Annotated in this window: 22 protein-coding genes; 17 read left to right on the forward strand and 5 right to left on the reverse strand. The window is 40.5% G+C overall.

Annotated features, from left to right (window positions below; genetic code table 11):
* Positions 1-5: 5 nt before the first annotated feature.
* The 5 genes from BUA71_RS00240 to BUA71_RS00260 form a co-directional block, all read right to left on the reverse strand.
* Positions 6-224, reverse strand: coding sequence for an SHOCT domain-containing protein (locus BUA71_RS00240; RefSeq protein ID WP_072875595.1), 219 nt, complete (start codon positions 222-224; stop codon positions 6-8).
* 22 nt (positions 225-246) lie between these two features.
* Positions 247-459, reverse strand: coding sequence for a heavy-metal-associated domain-containing protein (locus BUA71_RS00245; protein ID WP_072875597.1), 213 nt, complete (start codon positions 457-459; stop codon positions 247-249).
* Positions 460-469: 10 nt separating this feature from the next.
* Positions 470-697: a hypothetical protein gene (locus BUA71_RS00250; protein WP_072875602.1), complete on the reverse strand. Its 228-nt coding sequence runs from the start codon at positions 695-697 to the stop codon at positions 470-472.
* Between the two features lie 182 nt (positions 698-879).
* Positions 880-1,461 carry a helix-turn-helix domain-containing protein gene (locus tag BUA71_RS00255; RefSeq protein WP_072875604.1) on the reverse strand — a complete coding sequence of 194 codons (582 nt, stop codon included), beginning with the start codon at positions 1,459-1,461 and terminating at the stop codon, positions 880-882.
* 176 nt (positions 1,462-1,637) lie between these two features.
* Positions 1,638-2,054 carry an HYC_CC_PP family protein gene (locus BUA71_RS00260; RefSeq protein ID WP_072875606.1) on the reverse strand — a complete coding sequence of 139 codons (417 nt, stop codon included), beginning with the start codon at positions 2,052-2,054 and terminating at the stop codon, positions 1,638-1,640.
* Between the two features lie 249 nt (positions 2,055-2,303).
* Between BUA71_RS00260 and BUA71_RS00265 the strand changes: the two genes are divergently transcribed.
* The 17 genes from BUA71_RS00265 to BUA71_RS00345 all read left to right on the forward strand — a co-directional run bounded on the left by BUA71_RS00265 (position 2,304) and on the right by BUA71_RS00345 (position 20,765).
* The gene (locus BUA71_RS00265) at positions 2,304-2,720 is read left to right on the forward strand and encodes an HYC_CC_PP family protein (RefSeq protein ID WP_072875608.1); all 417 of its coding nucleotides are present in this window, start codon (positions 2,304-2,306) and stop codon (positions 2,718-2,720) included.
* 148 nt (positions 2,721-2,868) lie between these two features.
* On the forward strand, positions 2,869-6,651 hold the full coding sequence (locus tag BUA71_RS00270; protein WP_072875610.1) for an efflux RND transporter permease subunit: 3,783 nt from the start codon (positions 2,869-2,871) through the stop codon (positions 6,649-6,651).
* Positions 6,652-6,667: 16 nt separating this feature from the next.
* The gene (locus tag BUA71_RS00275) at positions 6,668-7,924 is read left to right on the forward strand and encodes a TolC family protein (protein WP_083572024.1); all 1,257 of its coding nucleotides are present in this window, start codon (positions 6,668-6,670) and stop codon (positions 7,922-7,924) included.
* 25 nt (positions 7,925-7,949) lie between these two features.
* The gene (locus BUA71_RS00280; protein WP_072875612.1) at positions 7,950-9,779 is read left to right on the forward strand and encodes an efflux RND transporter periplasmic adaptor subunit; all 1,830 of its coding nucleotides are present in this window, start codon (positions 7,950-7,952) and stop codon (positions 9,777-9,779) included.
* A gap of 85 nt (positions 9,780-9,864) precedes the next feature.
* Positions 9,865-10,335: a DUF3347 domain-containing protein gene (locus BUA71_RS00285; RefSeq protein WP_217653596.1), complete on the forward strand. Its 471-nt coding sequence runs from the start codon at positions 9,865-9,867 to the stop codon at positions 10,333-10,335.
* 122 nt (positions 10,336-10,457) lie between these two features.
* Positions 10,458-10,865 carry a hypothetical protein gene (locus BUA71_RS17565; RefSeq protein ID WP_175545919.1) on the forward strand — a complete coding sequence of 136 codons (408 nt, stop codon included), beginning with the start codon at positions 10,458-10,460 and terminating at the stop codon, positions 10,863-10,865.
* A gap of 37 nt (positions 10,866-10,902) precedes the next feature.
* Positions 10,903-11,235 (forward strand): P-II family nitrogen regulator, encoded by a 333-nt coding sequence (locus BUA71_RS00295; RefSeq protein WP_072875616.1) that lies wholly within the window; start codon positions 10,903-10,905, stop codon positions 11,233-11,235.
* A 124-nt stretch (positions 11,236-11,359) separates the two neighbouring features.
* Positions 11,360-11,947, forward strand: coding sequence for a DUF3347 domain-containing protein (locus BUA71_RS00300; RefSeq protein ID WP_034894378.1), 588 nt, complete (start codon positions 11,360-11,362; stop codon positions 11,945-11,947).
* Positions 11,948-12,400 (forward strand): heme-binding domain-containing protein, encoded by a 453-nt coding sequence (locus BUA71_RS00305; RefSeq protein WP_034892144.1) that lies wholly within the window; start codon positions 11,948-11,950, stop codon positions 12,398-12,400.
* A gap of 279 nt (positions 12,401-12,679) precedes the next feature.
* The gene (locus BUA71_RS00310) at positions 12,680-13,249 is read left to right on the forward strand and encodes a helix-turn-helix domain-containing protein (RefSeq protein WP_133548487.1); all 570 of its coding nucleotides are present in this window, start codon (positions 12,680-12,682) and stop codon (positions 13,247-13,249) included.
* Positions 13,250-13,323: 74 nt separating this feature from the next.
* Complete coding sequence (locus BUA71_RS00315; protein ID WP_072875620.1) at positions 13,324-13,872, forward strand: DUF3347 domain-containing protein; 549 nt, start codon at positions 13,324-13,326, stop codon at positions 13,870-13,872.
* A gap of 31 nt (positions 13,873-13,903) precedes the next feature.
* Positions 13,904-14,395, forward strand: a complete 492-nt coding sequence (locus tag BUA71_RS00320) for a DUF305 domain-containing protein (RefSeq protein WP_072875622.1) — start codon at positions 13,904-13,906, stop codon at positions 14,393-14,395.
* Between the two features lie 62 nt (positions 14,396-14,457).
* Positions 14,458-16,797, forward strand: coding sequence for a multicopper oxidase domain-containing protein (locus BUA71_RS00325; RefSeq protein WP_072875624.1), 2,340 nt, complete (start codon positions 14,458-14,460; stop codon positions 16,795-16,797).
* A 3-nt stretch (positions 16,798-16,800) separates the two neighbouring features.
* Positions 16,801-18,111, forward strand: coding sequence for an APC family permease (locus tag BUA71_RS00330; RefSeq protein ID WP_072875626.1), 1,311 nt, complete (start codon positions 16,801-16,803; stop codon positions 18,109-18,111).
* Between the two features lie 84 nt (positions 18,112-18,195).
* On the forward strand, positions 18,196-19,863 hold the full coding sequence (locus BUA71_RS00335; RefSeq protein ID WP_072875628.1) for a multicopper oxidase family protein: 1,668 nt from the start codon (positions 18,196-18,198) through the stop codon (positions 19,861-19,863).
* Between the two features lie 87 nt (positions 19,864-19,950).
* Positions 19,951-20,562 carry a hypothetical protein gene (locus BUA71_RS00340; RefSeq protein WP_072875630.1) on the forward strand — a complete coding sequence of 204 codons (612 nt, stop codon included), beginning with the start codon at positions 19,951-19,953 and terminating at the stop codon, positions 20,560-20,562.
* A gap of 11 nt (positions 20,563-20,573) precedes the next feature.
* Positions 20,574-20,765 (forward strand): SHOCT domain-containing protein, encoded by a 192-nt coding sequence (locus BUA71_RS00345; RefSeq protein WP_072875632.1) that lies wholly within the window; start codon positions 20,574-20,576, stop codon positions 20,763-20,765.
* Positions 20,766-20,768: the final 3 nt, after the last annotated feature.

The raw sequence follows: 20,768 nt of genomic DNA on the forward strand, positions 1-20,768 counted from the left end.
TAAGGTTAGTTATCTGAGTTTAATAATTTCTTGGATTCTTCGAATTCTTCTTTTGAAATTTCGCCCTTGGCAAACCTGTTTTTTAGGATGTCCAATGGCTTTTCCTTTTTCGGTTTTTGGTATGGGATATCAGTTGGGATAAAGAAAATCCAAATGATAAACGCCATCCAAATAATCCACCATATCAGGTGCATACCTCCGAAACTTCCGTCGTGAAAAAACATAATTTTTGATTTTAAGTTACTTTTATAGTTTTTCAATTGTGTAACCCTCCAGGTCGCTGAGTTGCTTTTGTAACTCATCTACTGAAAGCGTTTCCTTCATAGTGATGACTGTAGCTCCTTTTGGTGCCAGAAAAATTTCTGCCTTTTCAATCTTTGGGTGGTCTTCCAAGGTTTTTTTGACCCTGCTAACGCAGCCGCCGCAACTAATACCATTAATTTGAAATTTTTGTTTCATACCATAAATTTTAGTGATGTTGTCCTTCTTTTTTTTTGTCCTTCTTTTTTAAGTTCTCATTGGACAATCCGTGCGTATGGCTCCCGTGCCGCATTGGCATTAGCAAGTGTACTGCGAACATTACTATAATAAATGCAAAAAGCCAGGTGCCACCACCAATTCCAATAGATGGTGCTAAAAAGATGAGTAAAAGCGGCAGTCCACAACCGAGGACCATCCATAACCAGTGATTTTTCATTGTTTTTTATTTTAATTAATGTTTATTCCCCGCCTTTTTAAGACCTGAACTGGCTTATGTTGTAATTGGGGGATTATCAACACAAGCCTTAGGGAGTTCAGGCTTTAGGGTTTTTAATATTATAATTAACACGAAAGCTATCTGTTTTTATGCTACTTCATCTGCATAACTTTCGTTGTTATTTATATAATTTCATCATAGAAATTTCGTTTCCATTTTTCTGTGTTTTTATAGTCGCTCATACTCATTCCCACAATCTCTTTAAACTGTCTTGATAAATGGTTAATGCTACTATAATCCAGCATATACGCCACATCTGAAAAAGAATATTGGTTTAATTGAATAAGTTCTTTTACTTTTTCAATTTTCAGTTTTATAAAGTATTTTTCAATGGTGGTGTTTTCATTTTTAGAAAACAGCCTGCTCAGTATTTTATAATCCCTGTTGAGCGTAGAAGACAAATGTTCTGAAGTATTTGTTTTTAAATGAAGTGGTAACTGAGTAAGCAGTTCGATTAGAATGATTTTTACTTTTTCAACCAGCATTTCCCCTTCACTTTGTACTATCTCAAAATCATTGGAATGAAGTACTTTGGTAACTTTATACGTAACCTCCGTGTTTGTGTTTTTTGAAGATTCAACCAATAGTTTACCTAATTCCAAAGAGAGTACGGTTATTCCCATTTCTTCCAGTTCTTGCGTTATTACTTTTAGACAACGGCTACATACCATATTCTTTATCCAGAATTCTTTCTGTAAATCCATAGTATTAATTATTTATTCTTAGAATGGTATTTATTCTAAGAGATTATAAATTTCTGTTTTTCAAATAGTTGAAGGTGTGGTATGCTCAGGATAGAGCGCACCAGTTGTTAGCCTTTGCGTAGTACAGGCCAACATATAGGGTAGGTTGTTTGAAAAAGAACCTACTTAGGAAGAAATCAAATTAAATATACCTCGTGGAGTACCTGAAAATCTTTCGGTATGAGGGGTGGGTCATAATCCCTAAATGGGATTATATTTTGCTCCAAGCCTTCGAATAGATTTACGTAAGTGTAAAAAAATGTGTGTAGGAAAATCAGTTTATGATTTTCCATCTCAAATGAAGCTTTTTGAAAGTTATCGCTGCTTTCTTTAACTATAGATTTATTATCACAGCAACCTTTTTTTTCGAACGAACATTTTTTTGAAGGATTGGTCTGGGCTTTCATCGCGTTATCACAAACCTGAGCTTTATTTAAAACAGCCATATCCACGAGTTTATCACAGCAGAAATGCATGTTCACAGTAAAAGACGATGAAGCAAACATTACTGCAAGTATCAATGAAACAGCTATTATTTTATTAAAGCTTTGCATAATACGAATATAAAAAAATTAACAAATGTTAATTAATTTTTTAATATAATTCTTAATAATGAATTTTTTAGAACTTATTTTTGCCGAATATACTGCAAAAAAGAGAATAGAAATATGATATTTATCATATTTTTAGAAGTTTGATTCTTTTATTTTTGGCGAAAATAGTATAGGAAGTAAAAGTTTAACATAACGAAAAGCATTAATAATGTTTTTATATTTCGTTGTTTTGTATATATTTGCATTGCGATGAGATTATTTTTCCATAAAATATTGTCTATTTCTATGTCGGTTCTGGTGTTTTTCATCACAACCTCTTTTAGTATTAATATGCATTTTTGTGGAGAAACCTTAGCAGAGTTTTCATTCGGTCATTCAGCAGAAGCCTGTAGCATGGAGAATGAGCATTCAGATCTGGAATGTGAGTTTGATATGAATAAGGACAATTGCTGTTCAGATGCACAAATAGCGAATGATGGTCAAGATGATTTAAAAACCTCTTACACTAACTTAAGTTTTGAGCAACAAATCTTTGTTGCGACATTTTTATATTCTTATATCAATCTCTTTGATGGGCTGGATAAAAATATTGTTCCATTTAGAGATTATACACCTCCTTTTCTCATAAGAGATTTCCAGAAGATACACGAGACGTATTTAATTTGATTTTAAACAGTTCTCTATCCCAACATTTATTGGAGTAGAGAGTAAATAACCCTATGGTTAGTTCCATTTTGGGTTCATTTTGTTGTGTTTAATTTTCTAATTTTATCAGAAGGTTATTCCATGTATAACTGTTTAATTATCAATAAAGATGCTAAATAAAGGCATAAAATTTCTTATAGAAAACAAACTAGTAGCAATTATCCTCCTGGTCCTTTTTGTAGGCTGGGGCGTGGTGAATGCACCGTTTAATTGGGAAACCGGGTTAATTCCACGAGACCCCGTGGCAGTAGATGCCATTCCCGATATTGGCGAGAACCAGCAAATTGTTTTTACGAATTGGGAAGGAAAATCCCCACAGGATATCGAAGACCAGATTACCTATCCGCTTACCACTTCACTTTTGGGTATTCCCGGTGTAAAAACCATCAGGAGTTCCTCTATGTTTGGTTTTTCCAGTATCTACATCATTTTTGAAGAAGATATTGAATTTTACTGGAGCCGGAGCCGGATTTTGGAAAAACTCAATTCCCTGCCGGCAAACCTGCTTCCCGAAGGCGTAAACCCTGCCCTGGGTCCCGATGCAACTGGGCTGGGCCAGGTTTTTTGGTACACCTTAGAAGGACGTGACAAAGATGGCAATGTTACCGGTGGCTGGGATTTACACGAACTGCGAAGCATTCAGGATTATTATGTGAAATATGGACTTTCCGGTGCCAGCGGGGTTTCCGAAGTTGGATCCATAGGTGGCTATGTGCAGGAATATCAAATAGACGTAGACCCCGAACTAATGCGCCAATACGATATTTCCCTGGCACAGGTGGTAAAGGCAGTAAAGGAAACCAACCGTGATATTGGTGCACAAACCCTGGAAATAAATCAAGCCGAATATTTGGTACGTGGGCTGGGCTACGTTCAGGAAATAGAAGATATTGAAAATGCCGTGGTAACTTCAGAAGAATTTACCAGTATCAAAATAAGCGACATCGCCAAAGTAAACCTAGGTCCGGAAACCCGCCGTGGTATCCTGGACAAAGAAGGTGCCGAGGTGGTTGGCGGAGTGGTTGTGGCCCGTTATGGTGCAAATCCGTTGGAAGTAATAAATAATGTAAAGGATAAAATAAATGAACTTAGCCCGGGTCTGCCCACCAAGGTGCTGGAAGATGGTCGCGAGTCGCAGGTAACTATTGTTCCATTTTACGATCGCACACAACTGATTCAGGAAACCCTGGGCACACTTAATGAAGCCCTTACATTGGAAATCCTGATTACGGTACTCGTAATTATTGTTATGGTTTTTAACCTACGGGCCTCCATCCTCATTTCCGGTTTATTGCCAGTAGCGGTTTTAATGGTCTTCATCTCGATGAAGTTCTTTAATGTCGATGCCAATATCGTGGCCCTTTCCGGGATTGCTATTGCTATTGGAACCATGGTTGATGTGGGCGTGATTTTATCTGAAAATATCATCCGCCATCTCGATCAGGACAAAGAACGGAAATATTTGACCACGAATGAAATCGTGTACAATGCCACTGCCGAGGTTTCCGGGGCAATTATGACAGCGGTACTTACCACCATCATCAGTTTCCTGCCGGTCTTTACCATGGTGGGCGCAGAGGGGAAACTTTTCCGCCCACTGGCATTTACCAAGACCATGGCACTGGTGGCTTCCCTCGTGGTTGCGCTTTTCCTTATTCCGCCATTTGCCGCATCTTTCTTTAAGAAACGCACCCGGCGTACTTCCGCGGGCTGGGTAATACAGGGGATTCTGATAATTGCAGGGCTTACCGCTATTGTTTTTGGATATTTCATAGGGATTGTTCTAATCGCTTTTGGCGTAACTGGAATTTTGCTTCTAAAGAAGAAAATAAGTCCCAAAAGATCAAATGCTATCAATATTGCTATTTCGGCTTTTGCCATAGTGCTACTTTTAGCCGAGTATTGGCGTCCGTTGGGTCTGGAAAAAAGTGTTTTCTGGAATTTTATTGTGGTAGGGGTTATCGCCTTTGGTTTGCTGGGTGTTTTTGCCCTGTTCCAAAAATTTTATACCCGCATCCTCAATTGGGCCTTGAGCAATAAGTTGCTGTTCTTATCGGTGCCCACCGTTTTGGTTATCCTCGGTTTTATGATTATGCGCAACATCGGGCAGGAATTTATGCCCTCGCTCAATGAAGGCTCCTTCTTGTTGATGCCCACTTCGCTGCCCCATGCAGGTGTAGAGGAGAACAAACGGGTCTTGCAACAACTGGATATGGCCGTGGCCGCTATACCCGAAATCGAGACGGTAGTGGGCAAAGCAGGTCGTACAGAGTCAGCCCTGGACCCGGCACCTATATCCATGTATGAAAATACAATCCAATACAAACCTGAATATATGCTGAATGAACTTGGCGAACGCCAGCGTTACCAGCTAAATGAAGACGGGTTATTTAAGCTAAAAAATGGCAAATTAGCAATAAACCCAAGTTTAGAGGTGGACGAAGATGCTGCTGGCAGTTATAATGACAGCGAAATCGTGGAATTCCACCGCGTAAAAAACAAACAACTCATTCCAGATGATGACGGCGAATATTACCGTAACTGGCGCCCTGAAATAGAGTCACCAGATGATATCTGGAACGAGATCACCGCCGCCACCAAGCTGCCGGGGGTAACCTCGGCACCCAAGCTGCAGCCTATCGAGACACGGCTGGTAATGCTTCAAACGGGGATGCGTGCACCTATGGGAATCAAAGTACAGGGACAAAACCTTCGACAAATAGAAGATTTTGGCCTCCAACTGGAAGACCTGTTAAAGGAAGTGGAAGGTGTAAAAGACGAAGCCGTTTTTGCCGACCGTATTGTTGGAAAACCTTACCTGCTCCTTGATATCAAGCGTGAACGTTTGGCTCGTTATGGTATTAGCATAGAAGAGGTGCAGCAACTCCTCGAAGTTGCCGTTGGTGGAAAACGTCTAAGCCAAACCGTCGAAGGTCGTGAACGCTACGGTGTACGCGTACGCTACCCAAGGGAATTGCGTGACAGCCCGGAAGATATGGGCAATATCTATGTTCCGGTTGAGGGCGGCTCGCCGGTGCCGTTAGATGAGTTGGTAGATATCCGTTATGAGCAGGGGCCACAGGTAATAAAAAGCGAGGATACTTTCCTTATAGGCTATGTGCTTTTTGATAAACAGGATGGTTTTGCCGAAGTGGATGTAGTAGAAAATGCCCAGACCCTTATTCAGGATAAAATCAATAACGGGGAGCTTAGAGTGCCCAAAGGCCTCAGTTATAATTTCACGGGAACTTACGAGAACCAGATTCGCGCTGAAAAGACGCTGAGTGTTGTGGTGCCGCTGGCACTAATGATTATCTTTTTGATCCTGTACTTTCAGTTCAAAAAAGTATCAACTTCTTTGATGATTTTTAGCGGAATCTTAGTAGCATTTTCCGGTGGGTTTATCCTCATCTGGCTCTACGGACAAGGTTGGTTCCTGAATTTCGACTTTTTTGGCGAAAACCTTCGGGATATGTTCCAGATAAAAACTATAAACCTGAGTGTGGCCGTATGGGTGGGCTTTATCGCCCTCTTTGGTATCGCTACTGATGATGGCGTGGTAATGGGTACCTATCTTACCCAAACTTTTGATAGGAATGAGCCCAAGGACCGGGAAGAAATTCGTAAATCGGTGGTGCAAGCAGGTTCTAAGCGTGTTCGTCCCGCCTTGATGACCACGGCTACAACAATTCTGGCGCTCTTGCCCGTACTGACGTCTTCTGGGCGTGGAAGTGATATTATGATCCCTATGGCCATCCCCGCGGTTGGAGGTATGTCTATAGCATTAATCACATTGTTTGTAGTGCCGGTGTTATTTAGTTGGAGAAAAGAAGCCGGCATAAAAACCCTGGAGACGGCAAATAATGACAAGAGAATTGAAAACAGAAAATAGAAGAAAGCCTTTTACTATGAAATCAAAAGATATTTTAATAATAAAATTGAATAGAAGAAGCGAAATGCTGACGGTGCTTGTCTCTCTTTTCTTTTTTCTTACAGGAACAGCCCAGCAGCTTCAGCCTTACCTTACCCAGGCTTTGGAAAACAACCCGGAGATACAAGCGTTTGAACTGCGCTATGAAACGGCCCGGGAGAGGATTGAAGAAGTTGGGGTACTCCCGGAAACCAAGTTCAGTGTAGGCTATTTCGCCAGCGAACCAGAGACCCGAACAGGCCCGCAGCAGTACAAACTATCGGTGCAACAAATGATTCCGTGGTTTGGGACTATCACGGCAAGGGAGAATTATGCATCAAGCCTTGCCGATGCCCAATATGTGGAAATTGCCACGGCCCAGCGACAACTGCTTTTAAATGTGACCGAAAATTATTACAGGCTTTACGCCATTAGGGCAAAGCAACGGGTACTGGAAGAAAATATAGAGTTGCTGGAAGCCTATGAGCAGCTTGCGCTTACTTCCCTGGAAGTGAACCAGGCTTCATCGGTAGATGTGCTTCGTCTGCAAATGCGGCAAAACCAGCTACGGGAACGTTTTGAAAACTTCGATGAAGAGTTTAAGTCGGAAAAAGCCACTTTCAATACCCTGCTCAATACTGAACCCGGTGCCGCGGTAGAAGTTTACGACTCCCTGGCGGTGCCAAAGGAAGACCCGATACAGTTGCCAGAAGTGCCACAGGTGCACCCGGAGTTGTTGCGTTTTGACAAGCTGTATCAATCGGTAGGGGAAGCAGAAAAGATGAACCGAAAGGAAGCTTTGCCAGATTTGGGTTTTGGCCTGGATTACGTTTCGGTTGGAGAAGCCACTGCGATGCAAGCCCCGGATAGTGGTAAAGACATCCTGATGCCGATGGTCTCTATCACGGTTCCAATTTTCGGTAATAAATACAAATCGGTTACGCGGCAAAATGAACTGAAGCAACGTGAGCTAAATGCACAACGGGAGAACCGGCACAACGAATTGGTGTCGCGCCTGGAAACGGCTGTGAGCAATAGGGCAGAGTCTCGCATAAGCTACCGTACCCAACTGCTCAACATCGAGCAAGCCAATGATGCCGAAGAAATCCTCAGGCGGAATTACGAAACCGGTACCATAGATTTCAATGATGTGCTGGACGTACAGGAGTTACAGCTAAATTTTGAGCTGAACCTGATAGAAGCGGTAAAAAACTATTACCAAGCCAGTGCGAACATTAATTATTTAAGTGAATAATTCAGAATAAATTAAAACAAAAACGATGAAGAAATATATCATTTACACCGGATTAGTGTTAGCAGGATTGCTCCTTGGCTATCTGTTCTTTGGTGGCAATTCGTCTGAAAAAAATGTCGAAACAGCCACTACAGAAGAACACAATCACGAGGAGGAAAACCAGCTGTGGACCTGCTCTATGCACCCGCAGATTATGCAGCCCGAACCGGGCGATTGCCCCATTTGCGGGATGGACCTTATCCCTGCCGAGAGTGGCGGCGGCGAGGTTGGGCCGCAACAAATAGAAATGTCTGAAACCGCCCTGGCTCTGGCCAATATCCACACCGTGGAGATCGGCGATAGCCTCTTAGGGGATCACGACCTGGTGCTCTCCGGGAAGATCGTGGAGAACGAAAAGGTGAAAAGTGTGCAGGCTTCTTATTTTGGCGGCAGGATAGAAAAACTTTATATAAATTACACCGGGGAGGAAGTACGCCGCGGGCAGGTGTTGGCCACTATTTATTCCCCAGAGCTGGTCTCTGCCCAGCAGGAATTGCTTACCGCTGCGGGGATGAAGGACTCTCAGTCCCGGTTATACGAATCTGTACGCCGAAAATTGAAATTATGGAAACTCAGCGACAAGCAAATTGAAGAAATTGAAGCTTCTGGGGAAGTTAAAGAATATTTCCCTATTTATGCTACGGTTTCAGGTACGGTGACCGAAAAACTGGTGGAAGAAGGTGATTATGTAGAGCAGGGCCAGTCCCTTTATGAGATTGCCAACCTTAGTATTGTATGGGCACAATTTGATGCTTATGAAAACCAGATTGCCCAGCTTGAAGAAGGGCAACAGATTAGCGTGACTGCCAATGCCTTGCCGGGAAAAGAATATGAAGTGCCCATTACTTTTATTGAACCACTGCTTAATACTGCCACCCGTACGGTAACTGTACGTGCAGTCCTGCCCAATAAGGAAGGTCGTCTAAAACCCGGAATGTTCGTGCGTGGAAAAGTGGCACCGGCCAAGAAAAAAAATGCAGATATTGAAGAACCCCAGCTTATTACAGTGCCAAAATCGGCCGTGATGTGGACCGGGGAACGTTCGCTGGTTTACGTACAACCCAATCCAGACAGGCCTGTCTTTGAAATGAGGGAAGTGAGCCTGGGTGCCGCAGCGGGTGGTAATTATGCGGTTACAGATGGCTTGAGTACCGGAGAGCGCATTGTGGTAAACGGTGCCTTTACCGTAGATGCTGCCGCACAACTCCAGGGCAAAAAGTCTATGATGAACAAGGACGGAGGCAAGACATCTACCGGTCACGAGGGCCACGCCGGTATGGACATGGCAGGTAGCGAGGGTAATGCCAATATGGAAACGGCAGGAACCGGCAACGTTGACCATACCGAAATGCAGGAACGCATCGTGGTACCTGAAGAGTTCACCAACCAGCTAAATGGCGTTTTTGATCAATATTTGAAGTTGAAAAACGCCCTGGTGGAAGATGAGGCCAAAACCGCCCAAGCAACTGCAAATAAAGTACTGGAAGCAATGAACAAGATAGATATGAGTCTTTTAGAGGATCGTGAAGCCCATAACCACTGGATGCTGATTTCAAAAGAAGTAATTGGTGCTGCGGAAAAAATAACGGAGAGTGAAGATATTTCTACTCAGCGGGATCATTTTAAACACCTGTCTGCCCATTTGAGCAAAGCGATGCAACTTTTTGGAGTGGGACAGACCGTTTATAAGCAATTTTGCCCTATGGCAGATGACAATGCGGGAGCCTACTGGCTCAGCCGTTCAGAAGAGATCAAAAACCCTTATTACGGTAGCGCAATGTTAACCTGCGGCGAAATCGTGGAAACTATAAACTAAAGCAGGGAAGAACAAATTTTTATAACCTTTAAAACTTATTAAGATGAAAAGAACAATGATGATGCTCCTTCTAACTTTGTTAAGCATGGGAGTTTATGCACAACACGACCACGACAATATGGCTGGTCATGGTGAAGAAATGCAAATGTCGCCTAAGTTCAAAGACAAAGATCTGGGCGCTGCTTATGGGCATTACCTTGAGGTAAAAGATGCCTTGGTGGCTTCAGATGAAGAAAAAGCCATTGATCATTCAGTTATGCTCAAAAAAGCTTTGGCAAATGTGGAAAATGCGGATGCGGCACGCGAAACAGCTTCAAAAATGGCCGGTGCCACTTCCCTAGAAGATCAACGCGGAAATTTCAATGCCTTGAGCAATGAAATGGCAAAACTTGTTAAAAATGGGAAGCTTGCCAAAGGCGAAATCTACCTGGAATATTGCCCCATGGCCAATTCCAACAATGGCGGCTATTGGCTTTCCAATGAAAAGGCAATCAAGAATCCATATATGGGTCAGAAAATGCTGAAATGTGGTAGTGTAAAAGAAACTATCAATTAATAAAGTCCTGCAAGGTATGGATAGACTCTTTTTTATGGGGCTATCCATTTTGCAGGCACAAAAACAAGGCTACAATGAAAAATTCAATTAAAGTTATCATGACATTGTTCTAGCTGACGGTATTGCTGGTTGGCTGCAATTCTTTCACTGAAAAGCAAAAAGAAGAAAAAGCACAAAAAGAAGTGATGCCGCCTATGGAAATGGAACCGGTCACTGCCGCCGTAGAAAAATCCACTATAGATTACCGGGTAGGGGACAAACTGCCCAATGACCTGGTATGTATGGTGAACGATGCTTATATGGCCAAACCGCAAATCCCTGTCCCGGTAAATGGGAAAACCTATTACGGCTGCTGTGAGATGTGCGTTGGCACCTTGAACAACGAAGAATCTGCAAGGATGGCGACCGATCCCCAAACAGGGGAAAGAGTGGATAAAACCGAAGCCTTTATTGTACTGCTTGACGCGAATGGCCGGGTTGGCTACTTTAATTCAGAGGTGAATTACACAGCTTACGCAAAAAAGAGCTAAGCATAACAAAACTTATTTCAACTTAAATTTAGAAGATATGAATGAGATCAAAGCCTTTATTAGACCTGAAAGACTTAGTGAAGTAACCCTGAACCTGCGGGAAGAAAACTTTTGTTGTTTTACAGTATTTCAGGGCGAGGGGGTTGGTGATTACACTGATTCCAAAACCGCTTCCCCCAGCTTGAATTTTCCATTTATGCACAGCAAAGTCATTAAAATGGAGATAGTGTGCGAAAAAGAGGATGTAGATAAAATTGTAAATATTATAAAAGTAAGTGCCCGTACTGGCAAAAGCGGGGACGGGCTCATCTATGTAAGCGACGTGGAACAGCGTATAAAAATAAGGACTGGGGAAAAGGAAAGCCGGTAAGTGCTTTTTTTGTTTCCGGTCGAACAACCAAGTAAAATACTAAGTTCCGGGCTGTGTTTTATGGCATCCGGAAAATTTAATTAATTGCAGTAACAGAAATATCAACCTTTTAAAAACAAGAAAAATGAAAACAGTAAAAGTAAGTTTGGGAGTGATGGCTATGGCATTTGCCGTAATAAGCACTTCTTGCAAGAACAACGAGAAAAACAGCAATACAACTATTGAAGACGCGGCGACCGAGCGCGCTGTCCCGATGGAAGAAAACAGGATGGAAAGCAGCAATGCTGCCCAAACCGATGCCAGCCTGACCACATACTTGGAGCTTAAAAATGCCTTGGTAAATGACGATCAGGAGGCCGCGGCCAAAGCCGGGGAAAAAATGGTGGGACAGTTAAAGACCTTTAAAACGGAAAACTACGAACAGAACGACCAACAAGAACTGCAAGATATCATAGAAGACGCCACTGAGCATGCCGAACACATTGCGGAAAGCCCCATAGGCCACCAGCGGGAACATTTCGACATTTTGAGCAAGGACATGATAGACCTGATTGACATTGTCGGAACCAGCCAAAAGTTGTACCAAGCTTATTGCCCGATGTACAATAATAACAAAGGTGCACAGTGGTTGAGTGTAACCAAAGAAATCAAAAATCCCTATTATGGAAGTAAAATGATGGATTGCGGAGAGGTGCAAAGAGAAATTAACTAAATGAAGACAATCAAAATCATTGCACTGGTTTTTTTAGTTGTGTTGGTGGGCATCCAGTTTGTGCCCACCAATCGCAACCAAAGTGAAGTGGTGCCAAAATCAGATTTTATGCTGGTGAACAATGTCCCGAAAGACGTACAGGATAAATTAAAGGTTTCCTGTTATGATTGCCATAGCAACAATACAGCATACCCTTGGTACAATAAAATACAACCAGCTGCCTGGTTTTTAGAGGATCATATAAAAGAAGGAAAAGATGAATTGAATTTTAATGAATGGGGTGAATATTCCGACCGAAGAAAAAACAGCAAACTCCGGTCAATCATCAGTCAGATTGAAGATGATGAAATGCCACTGGACTCCTACACTTTTATTCATGGGGATGCGAAACTTTCCAAAGAAGAAAAAACAGAAATGATACAATATATGACCCAGCTTAAAAATAGTTTATAGGGGATTTTTAAAATAAACAATATCATATCCCAAAAAAGGAAAGGAATTTTTTCATTGATTGGTTAGTTAATCTTTTTCTTTTGAGAGTATGATGTTAAAGTCCTGTGAGGGAAGAGTGTTTTTTGTTTAATTAGTTTATAAAGCCTCTTTCCTTGACAGGCACAAAGATTAAAAAATAAAATATTGTTAGACTACTGGGAAAAACATGGGCGTGGTAGCTTAAATAAATGCTTAGGGTATGATAAAAAATAAATTTTTAAAAAACATTACCAAAAAATTATCATGGTAGAAGTCTTTGTTAAAAATATGGTCTGTAACCGGTGTATTAAAGTAATTAAAAACGAGTTACTTGAAGCCGGGGTGGAAGTAACAAAAGTAGAACTAGGCCGGGTAGTTTATAAAAGCAAAAATATAGCTCGTGATTCTAAAAAGTTAGAAAAGGTCCTCGATGAAAATGGTTTTGAAATATTGGAGGGATCCGATAAAATTTTAGTCGAGAAGGTAAAACAAAGTCTTATACGGCTTTTGGAAAACCTTCCCCTGCAAAAAACGGGGACTTTATCCAGCTACTTATCCAAAGAAACCGAAACTGATTATTCGCGCTTGAGTCGAATTTTTTCCTATACCGAAAATATAACGGTGGAAAAGTATTTTATAAAACTGAAAATTGAAAAGGTAAAAGAACTTATCCAGTTCAAGACCTATAATTTTACCGAGATAAGTGAGCTATTGGATTATACTAATGTAAATTATCTTTCCCGGCAATTTAAAGCAGAAACAGGGATGAATTTATCTGAATATAAGGAACTTAATAAAAATTTTAGAAATTCTTTAGACCAAATTTTATAGATGTTTAACCAAATTATGACAATATATCTTTTTTCTAACCAGTAATTTAGGAAAAAATTAAAACCAGTCAAGATATGAAAAATAGATTTTTAAGTTTTAGTGTGTTTTTATTCAGTATGATTGTATTTACTTCCTGCCTTGATAACAAAGCAAAACAATCGGTAGAAATAGACACCCCAGAAGAGGTTAAAAAGGCCGAAGAAAAAACAGCCGATATTGCCGACCAGGATTTTATAGATGGGATGACAGGAAAAATCTGGCATAATTACCTGGAAATTAAAATAGCATTAACCAACGCTGATGCCGGTCAGGTACAGGATGTAGCCCAAAGTATGGCTGAATCTTTTTCTAAAGAACGGGCAAATATGAAAACTTTGGCCCAACAAATGTCGGAAACCGAGGATTTGGAAAAGCAAAGGGAATTATTCGCAACGTTTACAGAAAAAGCAGGCCCTATGTTTGAAGAAGCACTTTCGGGGGGAACTATTTATAAAAAATTCTGCCCCATGGCTTTCAATAATGAGGGCGCCTATTGGTATGCAGATGTAGAGGAGGTCAATAATCCATATTTTGGCGATAAAATGTTGCGATGTGGCTCTGTAAAAAAGACGATTAAAAAATAAAAAAACCAAAATCAACCTAAAAATCAGAAGAATGAAATCAGAAGATAAGAAGCATCATAACAATGGGGGCAATTACCGGAATTTTTTTCTAATGCTCAGTTTGTCTTTTATAGCCATGTACATCACTATGTATATGAATACCTATGAGTTTGACCATGTATATTTTAGCCTTACCCGGCTGTATATGACCTGTTTGGGTATTTCGGCAATGGCAGTAATTATGCTTTCGCTAATGCGTAAAATGTATAAAAACAAGAAGAAAAATATAGCCATTTATCTTGGTAGTCTTGTCTTGTTTGTTTCGGCATTAGGCTTGGTTAGGGCACAACGCCCCATAATTGGTGATATTCTTTATATGAAAGCGATGATCCCCCATCACTCCATTGCCATTCTTACCAGTAAGCGTGCAGATATAGAAGACCCGGAAACCAAAAAACTGGCTAAAGAAATTATTGAAGCCCAGGAACGGGAAATCGCACAGATGAAAAAGATTATTTACAGGCTGGAAAACGAAGAAAATTAATAGTCTTTCACTCAAATTCATCTGAATCAAAAAAATAATATCAGGGTATTAAAATTACTTTCATGAATAAATCTACCTTTTCACTAATACTGTTTATATTTTCCGTTTTGAGTTCTTATGGCCAGCGTCATACAGATAAATCGGTAGAAGGAAATATAAACAATCTACCGGTACGCGAATACCATATAACCATAGATCAGGAGAAAGTAACCAAGGCCGAAGGCAAAGAGGTTATGGGAATGACTATAAATGGGAGTATCCCCGGACCAACCTTAGAATTTACCGAAGGAGAATATGCGGTAATTTACGTGGAAAATAACATGGACGTGGAAACCTCCATACACTGGCACGGGATGATTTTACCAAATTTCTTTGATGGGGTACCTTATTTAACCACGCCTCCCATAAAACCGGGAACCACTTTTAAATATGAATTTGAGATAAAGCAGCACGGTACTTATTGGTACCATTCCCATACGATGCTGCAGGAACAGAGCGGGGTTTTTGGCTCTTTGGTAATTCATCCCAAGGAAAAAACATTGGAATATGACAAAGAACTGGTACTTGTACTTTCAGACTGGACCAATGAAAAACCAAAAGATGTACTAAGATTTCTTAAAAGGGGTACCGAATGGTATAATATTAAAAAAGGTACTGCCACCCCACTTAATCAGGTAATAAAGCGTGGTGCTTTAGGCGCACAATTAGATTTTTGGAGACAGCGAATGGAAGGTGCCGATATTGCAGACATTTACTATCCCGCATTTCTAATTAATGGCGAAGAAAAAATTGAATATCCCGAATTCGAACCCGGGGAAAAAGTTAGAATGAGAATTATTAATGGAGCTGCCTCTACTTCTTTCTGGATGACCTTTGGAGGTAATATGCCTACGCTGGTTTCTGCTGATGGTGTAGATGTAGTGCCGGTGGAAAAGAATAAAACTTTTATTGCGGTAGCAGAAACCTATGACTTTATCGTCACTATTCCCGAAGACGGAAAAATGGAATTCAAATCTATGGCCCAGGATGGCTCTGGTACGGCTTCGGCCTATCTTGGTACCGGCAGGGTTCTTCCTGCACCTAATGTGCCGAAGCCAGATAAAATTGCTATGATGCAACGAATGGCAAAAATGGATATGAGAATGGGTGCACCCGCCCTAAAATTCAATCCAAGCAACGTAGATCCTTATGAAATGATGGATAAGTGGGGAATGCAAATGGATGATATGAAAATGAAACCGAACAATGAAATGCAGGGGATGGATCATAGTGGTATGAAAATGGCGGATTCTACATCAATGGATATGAAGCAAGAAGGACAGATGTCTGATGCGAATTCTTCGGACAGTCAGATGAAAATGGATGGTAAAGAAAATATGGAAGGGATGGATATGTTTTCTGAATTTAATTATGATTTCCTGGAAGCCAAAAACCCCACTACCCATCCTGAAGATGCGCCTGTAAAAGAAATCCTGTTGAATTTAACTGGAAATATGAATCGCTATGTATGGAGTTTAAATGGGGTGCCGCTTGCTGAAACCGATAAGATAAAAATTGAAGGGGATGGCGTTACCAGGATCACCTTTAACAATCTTACCATGATGCACCACCCTATGCACCTGCATGGCCATTTTTTTAGGGTAATCAATAAAAACGGCGAGCATTCCCCTTTAAAACATACCGTGAATGTCGCTCCCATGCAAAAAGTAACCATAGAGTTCTATGGTAATGAATATGGCGATTGGTTCCTGCATTGTCACATCCTTTATCATTTAGATTCCGGGATGGCAAGAGTGGTAAGTTATGATACCAAAAGGGATGAGCGTTTAGAGCCTTTCCCATTGAGAAACCTTATTAGGGAAACCAATAAATTTTATACCTGGGGAATGCTGGATGCTGCCTCACATATGACGACATTAAATGTAGTAAGTTCTAATATAAGAAATCAATTTAACATCCTGGCAGAATATGGCTGGAATCAAAATATTGAAGCTGAATTCTCCTATGAATATTATCTATATGATTGGGTAAGCTTGTTTGCCGGGGTTAATGTAGAGAATGAAATGAAGAATAGTATGGAAGAACTCAATACCACGGCTATTGGAGGTGTCCGGTATTTTACCCCCTATATGTTTGCACTCGACCTACGTGTGGACAATAAATTAAGGCCACAAATAAGCCTTGCCCGGGAAATTATGATTTTTCCGCGACTCGCAGTATTCGGGAAATACGAATTTCAGGCCGATTTTGGCTGGGTAGATGACCTGCCCGAAGGTGATAATTTTAAGAAAGAAGAAACCTGGAGTGCCGGGCTGGAATATTTTGTAGATAAAAACTTTTCATTAATGGGTAGTTACGACAACCGCTTCGGTGCCGGAGGTGGATTGTCAATAAGGTTTTAAGCGATGCAAAACTATAAAAAAAACAGTCTTAGTTTAGTTGGAGCGATTTCCATGGGTACCAATGTAATGATTGGTGCAGGGATTTTCGCCCTATTGGGTCAGGTGGCAGAACTTTCGGGAAAATATTTTCCCATAGCTTTTATAGTTGGAGGTATTATTTCGGGTTTTAGTGCCTATTCTTATATAAAAATGTCCAATGCCTTTCCATCGGCGGGAGGTATAGCCATGTATTTAGAAAAGGCCTATGGGAAGGGAATTATAACGGCTTTTGCGGCTTTACTAATGACGTTTTCCATGATCATTAACGAAAGTCTGGTTGCCCGTACTTTTGGCACCTATACTTTACAGCTATTTGATGCACAGGATAATAAATTTCTTGTTCCGGCGCTCGGTGTCGGCTTATTGATTATAGCTTTTCTTATTAATATTTTAGGGAATAAAGTCATAGGGAAATCCTCTCTTATTATGGCGATTTTAAAGACCGGCGGCTTATTGATTTTTGCGGGTGGGGCAATTTATGCTTCCGGTTTTGTGGCTACCGATTTGGTTCCCTCTGGCCCGCCGCAAAATGGTATTATGGAATATATGGGGGCTTTGGCATTGTCTATTCTTGCTTATAAGGGTTTTACAACCATTACCAATAGCGGTGGGGAAATAGTTAATCCGCATAAAAATGTAAGTAGGACCATAGTTATTTCCTTATTGATTTGTGCAGTGACCTATTTACTGGTTTCCTGGGGAGTAATTTCTAATTTGAGTATTCCTGAAATTATTGAAGCCAAAGATTATAGTCTTGCAGAAGCATCAAGGCCCCTTTTTGGCAAGTTTGGTCTGTGGTTTACGGTGGCAATTGCTATTGTGGCAACAGTGTCTGGTGTGATAGCCAGTATCTTTGCAGTGTCCAGAATGACAACTATGTTAACAGATATGAAATTGATCCCCCATAGCCATTTTGGAATGAGCGGCAGTATTCAAAAACATATGTTGGTGTACATCGTGGTAATAGCCATTGTGCTTACCATCTTTTTTGACCTAACGAGGATTGCATCGCTGGGGGCAATTTATTATCTCGTAATGGATATAATTGTGCATTGGGGCGTATTAAGAAATTTAAAAAATAAAATCGACTTTAAACCGGGAATCGTTATAGCCGCCCTGGTGCTGGATGCTGTAGTACTTTTCTCTTTTATATGGATAAAGATTGAAAAAGATCCTTTATTAATAGCTATTGCTGCAGGATCTATCCTAATCATCTTTTTTGCTGAAAAATGGTTCCTTAATAAGAAATCTGATGAAAAAAGTATGACAGATTAAAGGAAGAAAAGATAATAGTTTTAAATTCTTAAAATAAGGAGGTCAAAAGTATTATATAACATTTAATTTGAAACAAACATTGTGATGAAAACCAAGATAAACAGAAGAAATTTTATAGAAACTACAAGTCTCGCAACTGCGGGTTTTTATGTGATGCCTTTATTTACTTCCTGTAAATCTGAAACATCACCGGAACACACACAGGCGGGCAAAAAAATAAACAAGGATTTTATTCCAGATGTAGATTTACAACTAACAGCATCATCTTCCCAGACCAATATTTTTTCAGATGAAAAAACCAATACCTATTCCTATAAGGCATCTATTATAAAAGGTAGCCAGGACAGTTTACAGCAAATAGAGGGTAGTTATTTGGGACCCATCATTCGGGTCAAAAAAGGAGATAAAATAAGGGTGAGGTATGAAAATCAAATTCCTGCGGAATCTATTGTGCACTGGCATGGGTTGCATATATCGCACGAAAATGATGGCCACCCGGAACATGTGATAGGTCGGGGGGAAACCTATTATTACGAATTTGAAGTGATGAACAAGGCGGGCACCTATTGGTTTCATCCACATCCTCATGGGCAGACAGGGGAACAGGTATATAACGGACTTGCCGGATTGTTTATAGTTTCAGATAAGGATGAAGAAAACTTAAACCTACCTCAGGGTAAATATGATATTCCCGTTGTGATCCAGGACAGGACTTTTGATGATAACCACCAATTAAGTTATTCGGGCAATAGCCGAATGGGGCAGATGACGGGCTTCTTGGGTGACCGGATAATGATTAACGGAAAAATTGACAATACCCTAAGCTTAAGTGCAAATGGGAAATATCGTTTAAGGTTCTTAAATGGTTCCAATTCCAGAGCCTATAAGCTGTCCTGGAACAACGGCAGTTCAATTACGGTGTTTGGGGTAGACGGTGGACTGTTGCCAACCCCTAAAACCTTGCCCTATTTAATTTTGGGGCCAGCGCAGCGTGTAGATGTTTGGTTGGATTTATCTGAACACGAAGAAAACAGCAACTTTAAGATGGTTCATTTACCCTTGCCCATGGACAATGCAATGGGCGGTGGGATGATGAACGGCGGCATGATGGGAAATAGCAACAGTTCTGCTTTGCCTTATAACAGCCAGTTCGATATTTTAAATATTAAGGTAGGCCCTGTGAAAGAGAATGAGGCTGCTTTACCCGGGGAGCTGGTTTCTGCAAATTATTTGCAAAGTTCAGAAGCCATTAATAAAAAGAACCCGAGAAACTTCACTTTCGCTATGGGGGGCATGATGGAATGGACAATAAATGGGCGCACCTATAATGGAACTGAAGTAGCAGAGGAAGAAACCGTAAAATTAAATACTACCGAAGTATGGCGCATCAATAACGGTAACCAGTTTTCTTCAAATGATGACGATGACGGCGGCGGAATGCATGGTAATGGCGGCATGATGAGCGGCGAAAGTGGTATGGGCAATATGATGCAAATGCCGCATCCTGTGCATATTCATCAATTACAATTCAACATCCTAAATAGAAATGCCGAAAAGGTAGATAATAAACTATGGGAGGCTACCAAAGATGGTTTTATCAATGAAGGCTGGCAGGACAGCATCTATCTTTTACCTGGTATGCAAATAGATCTAATTATGCGATTTGAACACTTTAAAGGGCTATTTCTATACCATTGCCACAATCTTGAACACGAAGATATGGGGATGATGCGGAACTTTAAAATTGTGTGAAAAGAATGGGATAAATGAACAAAACGATAGATTATTTATAAATTAAACTGAATATTAAAATTTTTATTAACTCTAAAATTATATAAGATGAAAACGATTGCAAAAACATTACTGATTGTTGGTATTATGGGCTCTTTGGTGGGCTGTGTATCGACTTTTAATGCACCTGAAGTCCTTGAAGACGATGAAAACAGGAATGAAATCTATAGAAATATAGTATCAGATCAGGATAAATTTGAAGATCTTTTAGATATGGCTGCTAACAATGAGATGGCCAAAAAGACATTGATGCAAAACCATATGCAAATGATGGAATCAGGAAAAATGGAAGCCATGATGAAGAAAAATCCTGAAATGAAGGAGAAAATGAAAAAAATGATGCAGGAAAAAATGGAAAAAGATCCTGAAATGAAAAAAATGATGATGAAGAGAATGGAGGAAAATCCTGAAATGAAAGAAAAAATGATGCACGAAATGATGCATTCCATGGAAAATAATCCTGAAATGAGAAAGAAAATGATGCAGGGGATGATGAAAAAAATGAAGGAGAATCCAAGAATGATGCAGGACATGATGGAAAAAATGCATGATGATCCGGAAATGATGGAGAGAATGAAAGAGCATATGGATAAAAAGAAAGAGGATATGCAAGGTCACAAAAAAGGAACCGGCAAGCATCAGCATAACCCACAACCATAAATTAGGGAAAAATGATGATGTTCTGGTGGATTGTAATAGGGGTTATTGTCGTAGCAGCAGTCTTTCTACCCTTAAGTAGTTGGTTAGGTAAAAACCAGAAAATAGACGATAGCCCTATACAAATACTTGAGAAAAGATACGCAAAGGGAGAAATAAGTAAAGAAGAATTTGAGGAGCAAAAAAATAATCTCAAAAGAAGATGACTT

The organism is Salegentibacter echinorum (genome assembly GCF_900129445.1).
Classification (GTDB): Bacteria; Bacteroidota; Bacteroidia; order Flavobacteriales; family Flavobacteriaceae; genus Salegentibacter; species Salegentibacter echinorum.